Annotated in this window: 17 protein-coding genes; 8 read left to right on the top strand and 9 right to left on the bottom strand. The window is 36.5% G+C overall.

The window, feature by feature from the left end:
• The 4 genes from RHP76_RS15430 to RHP76_RS15445 form a co-directional block, all read right to left on the bottom strand.
• Positions 1-168, bottom strand: a complete 168-nt coding sequence (locus tag RHP76_RS15430) for a hypothetical protein (protein ID WP_157885766.1) — start codon at positions 166-168, stop codon at positions 1-3.
• A gap of 155 nt (positions 169-323) precedes the next feature.
• Positions 324-479, bottom strand: coding sequence for a hypothetical protein (locus tag RHP76_RS15435; protein ID WP_156106405.1), 156 nt, complete (start codon positions 477-479; stop codon positions 324-326).
• A 38-nt stretch (positions 480-517) separates the two neighbouring features.
• Positions 518-679, bottom strand: coding sequence for a bacteriocin (locus tag RHP76_RS15440; protein WP_117753098.1), 162 nt, complete (start codon positions 677-679; stop codon positions 518-520).
• A 112-nt stretch (positions 680-791) separates the two neighbouring features.
• Positions 792-1,640, bottom strand: coding sequence for a hypothetical protein (locus RHP76_RS15445; protein WP_120232358.1), 849 nt, complete (start codon positions 1,638-1,640; stop codon positions 792-794).
• A gap of 135 nt (positions 1,641-1,775) precedes the next feature.
• On the opposite strand from RHP76_RS15445, the gene RHP76_RS15450 reads away from it, so the two are divergent.
• The 3 genes from RHP76_RS15450 (at position 1,776) to RHP76_RS15460 (ending at position 3,399) form a co-directional block, all read left to right on the top strand.
• Entirely contained in the window at positions 1,776-2,264 is a 489-nt protein-coding gene (locus RHP76_RS15450) for a TlpA family protein disulfide reductase (RefSeq protein ID WP_311228530.1), read from the top strand.
• 11 nt (positions 2,265-2,275) lie between these two features.
• Complete coding sequence (locus tag RHP76_RS15455) at positions 2,276-2,932, top strand: thioredoxin family protein (RefSeq protein ID WP_311228531.1); 657 nt, start codon at positions 2,276-2,278, stop codon at positions 2,930-2,932.
• Between the two features lie 71 nt (positions 2,933-3,003).
• Positions 3,004-3,399 (top strand): ribosomal maturation YjgA family protein, encoded by a 396-nt coding sequence (locus RHP76_RS15460; RefSeq protein WP_311228532.1) that lies wholly within the window; start codon positions 3,004-3,006, stop codon positions 3,397-3,399.
• A 25-nt stretch (positions 3,400-3,424) separates the two neighbouring features.
• Here the strand turns inward: RHP76_RS15460 and RHP76_RS15465 are convergent, their stop codons facing one another.
• Genes RHP76_RS15465 through RHP76_RS15485 form a run of 5 tightly spaced genes read right to left on the bottom strand, consistent with a single transcriptional unit; the run spans position 3,425 to position 7,953 of the window.
• Positions 3,425-4,345 carry a YARHG domain-containing protein gene (locus RHP76_RS15465; RefSeq protein WP_062672941.1) on the bottom strand — a complete coding sequence of 307 codons (921 nt, stop codon included), beginning with the start codon at positions 4,343-4,345 and terminating at the stop codon, positions 3,425-3,427.
• Positions 4,342-4,980, bottom strand: a complete 639-nt coding sequence (locus RHP76_RS15470; protein WP_288444345.1) for a DUF2306 domain-containing protein — start codon at positions 4,978-4,980, stop codon at positions 4,342-4,344. The genes RHP76_RS15465 and RHP76_RS15470 overlap by 4 nt, the downstream gene beginning before the upstream one ends.
• Before the next feature lie 6 nt (positions 4,981-4,986).
• On the bottom strand, positions 4,987-5,406 hold the full coding sequence (locus RHP76_RS15475; RefSeq protein WP_120232363.1) for an energy transducer TonB: 420 nt from the start codon (positions 5,404-5,406) through the stop codon (positions 4,987-4,989).
• Between the two features lie 14 nt (positions 5,407-5,420).
• Entirely contained in the window at positions 5,421-6,719 is a 1,299-nt protein-coding gene (locus RHP76_RS15480; protein WP_311228533.1) for an alpha/beta fold hydrolase, read from the bottom strand.
• A gap of 31 nt (positions 6,720-6,750) precedes the next feature.
• On the bottom strand, positions 6,751-7,953 hold the full coding sequence (locus RHP76_RS15485) for a BaiN/RdsA family NAD(P)/FAD-dependent oxidoreductase (RefSeq protein ID WP_288444341.1): 1,203 nt from the start codon (positions 7,951-7,953) through the stop codon (positions 6,751-6,753).
• Positions 7,954-8,067: 114 nt separating this feature from the next.
• Here RHP76_RS15485 and RHP76_RS15490 point away from each other — a divergent pair, with 114 nt between their 5' ends.
• From RHP76_RS15490 to RHP76_RS15510, 5 genes are all read left to right on the top strand, one after another.
• The gene (locus RHP76_RS15490; protein ID WP_288444340.1) at positions 8,068-8,562 is read left to right on the top strand and encodes an acyl-CoA thioesterase; all 495 of its coding nucleotides are present in this window, start codon (positions 8,068-8,070) and stop codon (positions 8,560-8,562) included.
• 88 nt (positions 8,563-8,650) lie between these two features.
• Positions 8,651-9,703, top strand: a complete 1,053-nt coding sequence (thiL, locus tag RHP76_RS15495) for a thiamine-phosphate kinase (RefSeq protein WP_288444338.1) — start codon at positions 8,651-8,653, stop codon at positions 9,701-9,703.
• A gap of 92 nt (positions 9,704-9,795) precedes the next feature.
• Complete coding sequence (locus RHP76_RS15500; RefSeq protein ID WP_288444335.1) at positions 9,796-10,614, top strand: helix-turn-helix domain-containing protein; 819 nt, start codon at positions 9,796-9,798, stop codon at positions 10,612-10,614.
• A gap of 169 nt (positions 10,615-10,783) precedes the next feature.
• Complete coding sequence (locus RHP76_RS15505; protein ID WP_120232367.1) at positions 10,784-12,019, top strand: multidrug effflux MFS transporter; 1,236 nt, start codon at positions 10,784-10,786, stop codon at positions 12,017-12,019.
• Between the two features lie 84 nt (positions 12,020-12,103).
• On the top strand, positions 12,104-13,012 hold the full coding sequence (locus tag RHP76_RS15510; RefSeq protein WP_062672958.1) for a DUF6268 family outer membrane beta-barrel protein: 909 nt from the start codon (positions 12,104-12,106) through the stop codon (positions 13,010-13,012).
• The last annotated feature ends 35 nt before the right edge of the window (positions 13,013-13,047 follow it).

Below are 13,047 nucleotides of genomic sequence, written 5' to 3' on the forward strand. Positions count from 1 at the left end.
TTAGCAGCAGAATCCATCCTGCATCCCGGGAACACCATATCGTTCTTCTCCGGTATGAGGATCTGTACAGCTGATTACTCTTGGGCATACTGGCCTGTTTGCTCCGCCGCTGATTTCTTTCAGCTCAATTTTACTCAATTTTCTTTTCTGATTTTTTAAATTTTTCATAATAATTTTAATTTGGTAAAAGCTAATTTACAAGTTATTTTATTATGTTCAAAATATTGTGAGTCAAATTGTTAACTTTTCAAATCGAAAATCTATTTTATAAAAAAAGATTGAGGGCTGCCTCAATCCTTTGATCTAACAAAGTGTATGTGATCCTAACAGCAATAGCCATTTTTGTCACCAGCACCTAGCTGCCATTCTTCGAATTCGCCTCTGCGGCAGAATCCATCCCAGCATACTCTGCCACTTCCTGTAATTTCTTTTAACTCACTTTTTGTCAGTTTTCTTTTTTGAATGTTTGATTTTTTCATGATGATTTGATTTTGGTTATTGTTTTTAGTGTATTGGATTAGCAGCAAAATCCGGTGCTGTCTAAAGGTCCTATGGTATATTCATCATCTGTTCCTCTTACCCTGCAAAGGCCTTCCCAGCATATCCCTGGTCCATTTCCTCCTGTAATGTTTTTCAATGCCTTTTTAGTCAGTTTTTTCTGATTGTTTGATTTTTTCATGGTATTTTTAGTTTGATTCAAATCAAATATATAAAAATCATCTATATAATTCTAATGCTTGTGAAAAAATTAACATATCTGCAAAAAAAAAGAGCCTTGTCGGCTCTCTTTATTATAAATGATTGTATTCATAGGTAATCAATTCACTATTCGTTACCCCCGTTCCTGTCTTATTATAGTATGTTTTGACATTTTTTGTTGGGTATCCGCTGTTATTATATTCGTAAGTGGATTTAAAGATTCCCCATTCTCCACTTCCAGCTCCGTTGTTATAATTAAGGACATGGTTATAGCTTATGATATTGTGTACAGATCCGTTTTCATCTTCACTATCAATAATTTTTAAAAAACCTGTTACATTTTTAAAAGGAATATTCTTGGTATCGTACACAATCGGCTGTAAAGTACCTGTGGCACTATGAAAACCTCCTGTATTATTAGGTACGGATGCTGTTTCTGTCCAGCTGCTAAGCGAACCGTCAGCATTTAATGTTGCTGTTTTGCTGCCTGTTCTTATGGCTGAAGATCCGGTAAAGCTTGCGGTATAAGTAATTTTCACACTATTACTGGAAAGATAGCTATAATTGGTTTCTACTGTAGAAGTCGTTCCGGAAGAAAGGGAAGTCTCACTATATATTTTTTTGCTTAACCTGCTGCTTCCGTCGTAACTATACGTTGTTTTATAACTTGTGCTTAAACCAGTAGTTACCTGTTGAGTAATGAGATCTCCAGAATAACTGAAGAGAGTAATTTCACCATTGGTAATATTTTTAATCTGGGAAATTTTAGAACCACTGTAAGTATAGGTTGAGGTCTCTCCGTCAGAAACCATCTTTGTTACTAGAACCGGGCTGTCATTATTAGTATTATTTCCGTTGTTGTTAGATGAAGTATCATCGTCATTGCTGCTTGTGCATGATGCCAAAAAGAAAATTGGCAGAAGTAAATAAGTTTTTTTCATGATTATCATTTAAGGCTGTAAAAATATCAAAAAAATGAATCAGTGACCAAAAAAATGTTTATTTGTAAAAGATTTACGGAATTGATGAATTTTATTTTTGTATATTGTTGTATTGTAGTTGTTTATATTTTGATAATGAAAAATATAATAAAAATATTAATCCTGTTTGTATGCTGCTCTGTTTTCAAAGCCCAGCAGACGGAAGTTTCTGTCGTAAAATATGAAGACCTGGAAAGGCGTATTCAGCAGGAAAAAGATAAATTGCTTGTGGTCAACTTCTGGTCTACAACCTGTGGTCCATGCGTAAAAGAACTTCCCCATTTTATGGAGGTAAATACTAAATATGCAGATAATGAGAAGTATAAGATGATTCTGGTCTCGTTGGACAGACTGGCGGATCAAGAAAGAGTCTTGAAATTTATTAAAAATAAAAATCTGACTGCTGAAGTACTTTTGTTAGATGATATTAAAAGGATGAATACCTGGATTGCAAGATTTGAAAAAGACTGGGATGGAAATATTCCGGTAACATTGTTCTACAAAAACGGATCAAAAATCCATTTCAATGACGGTGAGATGAGCAAAGAAGATCTGGAAAAAACAATTAAAGAAAATCTACAATAAATAATTAAATTATGAAAAATCTGAAAATTGTAATGACTGCATTCATCGTTGGGCTAGGATTACTAAGTTTTACAGCGAAAGATGATGATAAAAATATAAGACAGAAAGAGAATATTTTATTTGTAAAAGGCCATGAAGTAGGGGACGAAGCTACCGATTTTAAGCTTAAAAATATCGACGGGAAAATGGTTTCCCTAAGTGATTTTAAAAGCGCAAAGGGATTCATAGTAGTATTTACTTGTAATCACTGTCCTTATGCTAAAAAATATGAGGACAGAATCATTGAACTGGATAAAAAATATAAAGCTCAGGGCTATCCGGTCATTGCCATTAATCCTAATGATCCCAACGTACAGCCCGAAGATGGCTATCAGCAGATGATCGAAAGAGCAAAGCAGAAAGGATTTACTTTTCCTTATCTTGTAGATGAAGGGCAGAAAATTTATCCTCAATACGGTGCTACAAAGACTCCGCATGTTTTTGTGCTGAAAAAAGAAAACGGAAAGAACATCGTAAAATACATTGGTGCTATCGACAATAATTATGATAACCCGGATGATGTATCGGAATATTATGCACAGGATGCAGTAAATGCTCTGATAAAGGGAGGAACGGTGAAAACATCTAAAACTGTAGCCATCGGATGTACAATCAAAGTAAAGAAATAATATATTTGTTCCCATAAAAATAAATCGGTGTTCCCTGAATACCGATTTTTTATGCCTAATCCCAATTTGAAATGAAATTCCGATTCAGCCTGAAATATCTCCTTCTTACAATTTTTATTTTTCTTGCAGAAGTATTGATTGCCACCAAACTCAGTGATATTTTCTTTGTGAGAGCATATCTTGGTGATGTTATTGTAGTCATGCTTCTTTATACTTTCGTCAAGAGTTTTGTAAAAGTAAATGATCAGAAGCTGATTCAGGGAATTCTTATTTTTTCCTTTGCGGTAGAATTTGCCCAGTATTTCCATATTGCAGAAAAACTAGGCTTCCGTCCTGGAAGCCTGATGTATATTGTCATTGGAAATTCTTTCTCATGGATAGATAATCTTTGTTATGCTGTAGGCTGTCTGTTGCTCTATATTTTAGTAAAAATGACAAACAGTGATGGTTTAACCTCTACTCCCTAATCCCTGCCACCTAAAAACCTTTTCTCTATCTTCCAAAACTGTCATATTTATCTTCCGCATATTTGGTAAAACGGTTCAGTAAAGCCACATTTTCCTTTTCCATAGGCGAAAGATCATTATCTACATTGCTCGAAACAGGAATATACCAGTCTGTTTGCTCAAAGAAATTTCTGTAAGTTTCTTTTTTGAAGGAATAACCATGTCTTGCAAATACTGAATTTTTGATGATCTCAAGATCCAGTTTTCTTAAGTTTTTAAGATCCTTTTCTGTCAGTTTCTGCTTGGAAGCATTCAGCTTGAAAATGGCTTCAGATGCGATACGGTTTTTAGAGGTTTTATAGCTTTCTGTTTTTCCGGTTTCTTCATCGGTGTATTTTTCAGTAAATTCTTTTGGATTTGACCAGTCTACAAGGTCAGAATCCTTATCCAGCATAAAATTCGGGTTATAGACAAACTCTTTTTTAATAAGTTTAAGCGTTTTTGAAGGTGCTTTAACCATTGTTTTATCAAAAGCATTCCACTTTCCGGTTAAGCTGTCTCCCTTTAATTTTACTTCAAATCTTCCGTCTGTTTTGTCATTGCCCGGTTCATCAAGCACAAAAGACGTTGTAGCCTCATTGAAAACACCTCTGAACGGGCGCTGATTCCCATTCACGATACTTTGTCCGTAAACACTGTCTTTGGTGATCCTGTTGATCTTTAAAGAAATTCTTTTGTAGTTACTGACATCATATTCTGAGCCATCTGTCTGATCAACTACCTTTTCCATTCCGGCAAATTCGCCGGTATAAATTCCGTAATATTCCTGGTGAACTTCAGGGACTACCGCAGAATCCTTCTTTGCAGCCAGAGAATCTTTTCCTGATTCAGTAATCTTTCCTTCTTTTTTGCAGCTTAACATAGCAACTGTAAGCAGGGAAATCAGTGTGTAATTTACAATTTTCATAGATGTTTTTTTGTGATTAAATATTCAATAATAAGGATGTTGGGAATCCAGCCCAGCCATGCAATGATCTGATAGACATCCATAGGATTGGGATGAAATAAATATACAATAATTACCTTCCACATTCTCAGGGTAATAGCAGATAAAGTAAAAGCAAAGCTACGCCACATCCATTGTTTGTGTTCTTTAAACCTTTTCTGTCTTGCCAGCTGATAGGCTTTCAATGTTGAAAACCACCATAAAAAGCCTAAAATAATAAAGGAAATCTTTGAAAAAAGGCCTCCGTTGGCAAAAATTCCCATATAAATTCCTGAAGGCGCTGCAAAAATCAGGATGAGAAAAGTATATAGTTTTCCCATATTCCTGTGGAAATTATTGACGCCAAAATTCCTTCTGAGTAGAGCCAGAAAACCTGAAAAAAGCACAAAGATGCTCGTATAAACATGGGTATAGAAAAAATAAAGATATTCCGGTCTTTCCGATACTTCTGTCTGTTTAATCATCAGAAAGCTGACTTCAGGATTATAAGGAATATATTCTAAGGTAATCTTAAGCATCAGCCAAAAGAAATACCCGAACCCTAAAACTAAAAGGGTTTTAAAGAAAACGGCAGTATTTCTTTTGGCAGAGAGCATCGGCTGTTAATCAAGTTTTATGGTAAGAGGAAAAGTATAATAGCTACGGGCAATACGACCCTTGGATTCTGCTGGTTTCCATTGGGCTTTCAGAGATTTTATAGCTCTTTCTATTTCTTTATTGAAATCGGCATTATCACCAGTTACTGTGATATCTTCTATTTTACCTTTGATATTAACTATAAACTTTGCCCTCGCTGTGATTGTTCCTTCTATTCCTCCCACATTTATTTTTTTCGTCCTTATTCTGTCAGCAATATCTTTTCGAAGTGCCATCCATCCTCCGGGATATTCTGCAGATTTTGAGTCTTTCGACAAAACATGCTCTTCAGACTGATCTTTAGCCGGTAGAATTTCAGTTTCCTTTACCTGAGAAAATGCGAACCCAAATCCAAGATATAAAATGAATGTTATTATTTTTTTCATGATTTGGTTTTTAGTTATTTATTTTCAAAGAAATCAATGACTAATTCATTGAATAATTCCGGCTTTTCTTCGGGAACATAATGATTGGCATTGGGGATAATGGCTAATTGTCCTTTGGGGATAGATTCTGCGATTTTTACCGTATGTTCTGTTTTTATAAGATCATTATCACCAGCAATGATTAATGATGGACACTGAATTTTATTCAGGTCTTCATACTTCCATTGAGGATACTTCAAATCCAGATTCAGAAGATCAATAAAGATGTCATTTTTATGGTCTTTGTTCTCTTTAGTAAGGCTTACAAGCATTTCTTTCATGGATTTTAAATCATGATCTTTCACTCCTTCCGGAAAAATATTGGCTCCTGAACAGGCAATTTTGTCTACCATTTCTGGATATTTCATGGCCATAGACAGTGCGAGAATTCCTCCGTCACTCCAGCCCAGAATTTTTGTTTTTTTGATGTTCAGCTTTTCTAAAAACTGCTTAATATCCTCTGTCTGAATATCGAAGGTAAGTTCCTTCGTTTTGTCATAAGTAGATCTTCCTCTTTCACGGCAATCGACAATAATCACTTTATATTTTTTAGCAAATGTGTCTTTTTGATTCATAAAAGCACTTATAGATTGGCCATTACCATGAAGCATAAGAACCGGCTCACCTTCTCCATAGGTTTCATAATATAATTTGATGCCGTTAACATCCATAAATTTTCCTTCCGGCATTGTTCCGATAATACCACGACCTTTAATCAACAAAGATTTGTTACCACTGAATGGTTGATAATCCGAAGTTTCAATGGTAAAATGCTTTACGTGCTTTATTTTCTGAGAATGGATTCCTTCAAACCAGCCACCTGATGTAATATCTTTCTCAAAACCTGAATTTTCCAAAGGGATTTCAATCCACTTTTTTGACTTTCCATCATTGACTTCCAGCTTAAAATCGTCAAAATAAAAATCCCCGTTGTTTTGAGCAAATGCTCCGATAGTCATGGTCTTCGCAGATGGATTGATGGTTCCTTTTATTTCGTAGGTTTTCCATTCACGGGTTACCTGGATTCCATAATATTGATTTTCAAAGAAACTGGTAGACTCATCTTTATTATTTATTCTGCACCATAACCCACAATTGGAGCCATTATCCTCATTCTCTTTTCTGATTTTTGCCGTTATACGGAAGTTCCAATTCTGTTTATGCTCTATATTGACAGCTTGTGTGAATGATGTCCAGTCAGAGACGATTGTTTTTTCCTGGCTGTGTCCTAAAAAGAACCATAGTAAAAGAAAGAAACCGAAATTTTTTTTCATGTATTTAGTTTTTATTAAAAGTAATCATTTTTTACAAGCTGTTAAGATCCTGTGAAATCAGCCATCCTTCACTCCAGCATGCCTGGAAATTGAATCCTCCGGTCACGGCGTCAATATTCAGAACTTCTCCGGCAATATAGAAATTAGGAAGTAATTTGGAAGACATGTTTTTAAAGTTAATTTCCTTTAAATCAACACCTCCAGCTGTTACAAACTCATCTTTGAAAGTAGATTTTCCGGTCACCTGAAATTTCTTTTGGCAGAGGTTTTCCAGTATTTTCTGTATTTCTTTTCCGGAAATATTAGCCACCTGTTTGTTGAGATCGACCTTTGAAATTTCTAAGATTTTCTGCCAGAATCTGTTGGTAATATCAAAGATCTTTGATTGTCCGATGGTTTTTTTAGGGTTGCTTTGCTTGAAATTGTGGAATACTTCTTCTGCTTCATCCATTTCTATGGAAATGAAATTCACTTCAATTTCAAAGTTGTATTTAAGTTTTGCCAGACTGATGGCTTCCCACGCAGAAATTTTCAGAACAGCAGGTCCGGAAAGTCCCCAGTGCGTAATAAGCAAAGGCCCGCTTTCTTCCGTTTTAAGTTTAGGAATAGAAATTCCGGCATTTTCAAAGCTTGTTCCAGGAAGGTCTTTCAGCAATTCATCTTTAATATTGAAGGTGAAAAGGGAAGGCACAAGGTCTACAATCTTATGCCCCAGATTTTCGACAATTTTCAATGATTTTGGAGAACTTCCGGTCGTATAAATGATATAATCTGCTTCAAAATCTCCAGAATTGGTCTTTACAATATACTTTTCGTCCTGTTTTTCAATCTCTTTTACCGTACATTTTGTCTGCACCGTGACATTTTTCTTTTGAGTTTCATTCAGAAAAGTATTGATGATGGTCTGGGAAGAGTTGCTTTCAGGAAAAGTTCTGTTATCATTTTCAATTTTTAAAGGAACATTACGCTGGTCAAACCATTCCATTGTATCACCAGGCTGAAATTTAGTAAAGACACTTAGTAATTCCTTGTTTCCACGGGGATAAAACTGAACCAGTTCTCTTGGATCAAAGCATGCGTGCGTCACATTACAGCGTCCGCCTCCGGAAATTTTAACTTTCTGAAGGACATCTGAGTTCTGTTCTAAAATTGTAATTGTATATTTCTTTTCGTCAAGATTAGATGCGCAGAAAAAGCCTGCAGCACCGCCTCCGATAATAATGATCTGTTTCATGTATGGGTAATCCTATGCGGAAGATTATTTTTTCAAAAGTACAATTTTTATAAACCATCTTATTTGAGTATTTTTGAAGATTATAATTTTAATTATATCAAAAACGATTTTCATATGATTTTCTACCATAAATTTGAAGTAAGATGGAGCGACCTTGATGCCAATAAGCACCTGGCCAATTCATCATATGTGCAATATTGTGCACAGGCCAGAATGGCTTTTATGACTAAAGAGAAAATGGGGGTTACCCAGCTGAGCAGATGGGGAATCGGCCCGGTGATCCTGCATGAAAGATATTCTTTCTTCAAAGAGATCTATGCAGATCAGACGGTAATCGTAAGTGTAGAAATTGACGGATGTGCAGAAGATTCTTCCATCTACCGTTTCGTACACAAATTCTATACACCTGACGGAATGCACTGTGCCACGGCAGAAGCTACAGGCGTATGGATTGATATGATGCTTAGAAAAATGACCACACCACCGGATGATGTAGTGGAAGCAATGAATAAGTATAAAACCCCGGACACTGTTGTATTATCGAAAGAAGACTTCAAAAAGTTTCCTTTCCACCCGCACAATATTGACCCGGCTGAAATTAATATATAAATGATGAATGATGGTTGATACAGAATGAAAATCTGTATTCAGGAATATCAATTATCATTTATCAACCATCACTTATAAAAAGAAATTTATGTTTGAAGATAAATCACAGGAGCTGACGCCCATTTCAAAATTAGGAGAATTTGGTCTTATTAAACATTTGACAGAGTATTTTCCGTTATCCAATGAATCTTCAGAGCTTGGAGTAGGAGATGATGCAGCAGTTATTAATCCTGATAACAAAAAAGTAGTTCTTACAACAGATGTATTGGCGGAGGGTGTACACTTTAATTTAGGATATGTTCCCTTAAAGCATTTAGGCTATAAAGCGGTAGTGGTAAACCTGAGCGATATTGCAGCAATGAATGCAACACCTACACAGATATTGGTTTCCCTTGCGGTGTCCAATCGTTTTCCAGTGGAAGCATTAGAAGAAATCTATTCAGGAATTCAGGCAGCATGTGGAAGATATAAGGTTGACCTTATCGGAGGAGATACAACAAGTTCTAATTCGGGTCTTGTAATGAGTATTACCGCTGTAGGAATTGAAAATGAAGAAAACATCGTAAAAAGAAGTGGTGCAAAACCAAATGATCTTCTTGTTGTAACAGGAGATTTAGGTGGAGCCTATATGGGCTTACAGATTCTGGAAAGAGAACATGCTGTGTACCTTGCTAATCCGAATATGCAGCCGGAAATGGAGGGCTATGATTATATCCTTGAAAGACAGCTGAAGCCTGAAGCAAGAACAGACGTTAAAAAGATTCTGGAAGGACTGGATATTAAACCAACTTCTATGATTGATATTTCAGATGGTCTGGCTTCCGAAATCCTTCACCTTTCAGATCAATCCAATGTTGGATTCAGATTGTACGAGGAAAAAATTCCGTTAGACAATCTTACGATCTCTACAGCAGATGAAATGAACTTAAATCCTGTAATGACAGCTTTAAGTGGTGGTGAAGATTATGAATTGCTATTCACAATTTCATCTGGAGACTTTGATAAAATTAAAAATCACCCTGACTTTACCATTATTGGGCATGCCGTAGAAAAAGAAGAAGGAAACTTTATGGTAGCCAGAGGATCAAACCAATTGGTTGCTCTGACCGCTCAGGGATGGGATGCTTTTTTAAGCCAATAAAATCGAAAAATTATATTTAATTTTAAATATTGTAAGAAAACCGTAGTATTTTTTGCTGCGGTTTTCGCTTTCTCTGATCAAATACATTAGCAATGAATTCATCTGAAAAAAATATTCCTGTTCATAATCTGATGTCTGAAGAATTTCAGGTCAACACTTTAGAAAATGGACATCCGGAGAACTTCGAGGATATTCATCGGCATAATTTTTTTGAGATTATCTGGTTCAAAGAAGTACATACAGATAGCCGTCTTGAACTGGATTTTGAAAGCTATACCGTAAAAAATAATCAGCTCTGTATTATCGTTCCCGGTCAGGTTTTTAATATGAAACTCCGTGATGAAAAAGGTTATGTGCTGGCCATAAGCAAAGAAATTTTCAAAGAAGCCTGTGATACGGAAGTGGTCTTGGCCAACGGAGCGAGACCTTTCTTTTTGGATGCAGAAAGCAGTGAAACCGGAAATATGCTTATTTCAATGATTAAAAGAGAATATCTGGGATCCGGGCGTGTTGAAATTTTAAAAGCTTATCTGAGAGCCTTCTGCCTGATCATTACAGATCAGATTACGATGCAGAATACTGCTGAAGATGAAAAACCGAGGATTCAGCAACTTGCAGCCTTGATAGAAGAGTATTATATCACAGAGAAAAATACAGGCTTTTATGCTGAACAGCTCAAAATAAGTGCCCATCACCTCAATGACATTGTCCGGCTTTCAAGAGGAACGACAGTGAAAAAAATGATTGCGCAGAGACTTATTCTGGAAGCCAAAAGAGAGCTTAGTTTTGGCGCTTTAACGGTAAAGGAGATTGCTTTTAAACTAGGTTTTAGCGATGCTTCTTACTTTTCCCGGTTTTTTAAAAAGCATACCCGGCAGAATCCGGAAGGATTCAGGCCTGGAAAAGGTTAATCCTCAGAATGTTCCTTTGGTTTTTATTTTAAATAAATAATCCGGGGGTAATCAGATAGGGTAATCCTCAGTTTGTGCCATCCTTCCTTCAGTTCTTTTATTGAAAAACGATACTTTTTACAGCAATTTTGCAGCTGAAAAAATCGCCTGAGAAGGCTTATTGTTATTTATGAAGAAGAATTTGAACATCGTAGTATTTATTCTCGCACTACTCAACACGTTAGAGTCGTTAAGTATAGACCTTTATCTTCCCGCTTTCCCAAGTATGGCGAAGATTTTTAATACCGATATCGGACACATTCAGGTATCCATTTCTGTGTTTTTTGCCGGATTTGCTTTCGGGCAGCTGTTATGGGGACCTTTATCAGACAAAAAAGGAAGAAAACCCATGTTGTATTGCGGACTTTTGCTTTTTATCATAGGAGCTACAGCTATCTACTTTACCTCTGATATTTATGTATTATGGGGCATGCGTTTCCTACAGGCATTCGGAGGAAGTGCCGGAATTGTTATCGGAAGGGCAATTATTATTGATCTCTATGATAAGCATAAGGCTGTCACTATCTTTTCACAGCAGTCGCAGATCAGTGGTATTGCCCCGATTGTAGCTCCGTTACTGGGAAGTGTATTCCTTAAATTCTGGGGATGGAACAGTTCTTTTGCCTTTTTATGCATCATGGGGCTGATTACCTTTTTCATGGTCTACAAGTATGTGCCGGAAACCAATACCAGAATTCATCTTTCCGATGATGAGATGTTGAATGAAAAAGGACTAAAAGATCAGCTGACAATGATCATTTCCAACAGAGACTTTATCAACAGCACCCTGGTAGGAAGTATTGCCTTTGCTTCTTTGATTATTTATATCTCCAATGCACCGTTTTTATTCATGGAGATCCATGGATTTTCGAGCGGTACATTTAGCTTTATATTTGCTTTTAACTCACTGGCATTGATAACAGCCGCTTATATTACGCCTAAACTGATCAAAAGAATAAGCAATTCAACACTTTTATTTGCTGCTACAATTGTTTTATTGGTGGTATGTACCCTTCATATTCTGATTGCAGCTGAAAATCTTTCTGTAGCCTTAGAAATTGCTATGTTGTATCTGTCATTACTGGCTATTGGTATTTTGTTTCCTATTACATCAGCTCATGCTTTGTCTCCATTCAAAGAAGGCAGAGGAACAGCTGCGGCACTGCTTGGTTTTATGCAGTTGATGGTAACTTTCTTACTATCAGGCTTGATAGGATTCTTAGAAGCAGATTCTATCATTCCTATGGTGGTAACACGCTCAGCAATGGCATTGATTGCAGTGTGGTTCGGATACCGGATTTTTAAAACTCAAAAAAGAGAAAGCTTAAACACCAGTTCTAATCCGGAAATTGATCCTGTTATTTAATCCGGTTGTCATACAATCCGGGCACTTAATCAAGTAATTTTTGTAAAAAATAGTCAAAGGGTTCTCTTTGCATAAAATTTAAATATGAAAAGAACCCTTTCGACAGCTTTATGCTGTATATTGCCATTAGGATATGGGGTAAGTGCACAGTCCGGGCTTTCCGCAGAGCTTAAAACCGAATATATTCCTGCATCCAATTACATCCGTCCGGAAGATAGTACAAAGACCAGTTCTAAAAGTGATTTTAAAAGAGTCGATCTGAATCTAAGTATTCCGTTATCTGTAAAAAAAGATACTGACGGGAAGGTAAGGTCGTGGTCTATGCTATTAAGTGGCTCTTATGCAAAGATGACGCATAAAAATTACGAAACTCAGTTGTTTCCTGATCAGATGCTGAATGCACAGGCCGGAATACAGCATATGAGACCTTTAGGTAAAAAGTGGAGTATGATGATGACGGCATCGGTAGGAGTATATACCGACCTTGAGAAAATAGATTTCGATGATGTACTTGGACAGGGTGGAATTTTATTTATCAGACATTTTAATCCTAACCTTTCATTGGGAGCCGGTCCGGTGCTTACTACTGCTTTTGGTGTTCCTATGATTTTGCCCTGGATTTATTTCGATTGGAAAACAAACGGAAAAGTTAAGTTTAAGATCAATTTCCCGGAAGGGATGGAAGCCGGATATCTTTTTTCAGATAAATTTACTTTAAAGGCTGTTGTAGAACTGAATGGAATGACTGCCGAAAGAAATATAAATGGAAAATCGATGTTGCTAGGATATCAGCAGATCACTGCAGGACTCAGACCGGAATTAAAAATCAACGACCGGCTTACTTTGCGCCTCACAGGTGGAACTGCCATATTGAGGAGCTTCAGCGAAAATGACCGCAAAATCAGCAGTATTTTCAGAGACAAAAAGATAGCAGATCCCAGATTTTCAAGCACATTTTATGCAGCATTATCACTACGCTGGAATCTCCCATAAAAAATACCGGAAGCCTGGAGTTATTAAATTCCCTG

This window comes from Chryseobacterium sp. SG20098 (assembly GCF_031844745.1).
Lineage (GTDB): Bacteria > Bacteroidota > Bacteroidia > Flavobacteriales > Weeksellaceae > Chryseobacterium > Chryseobacterium cucumeris.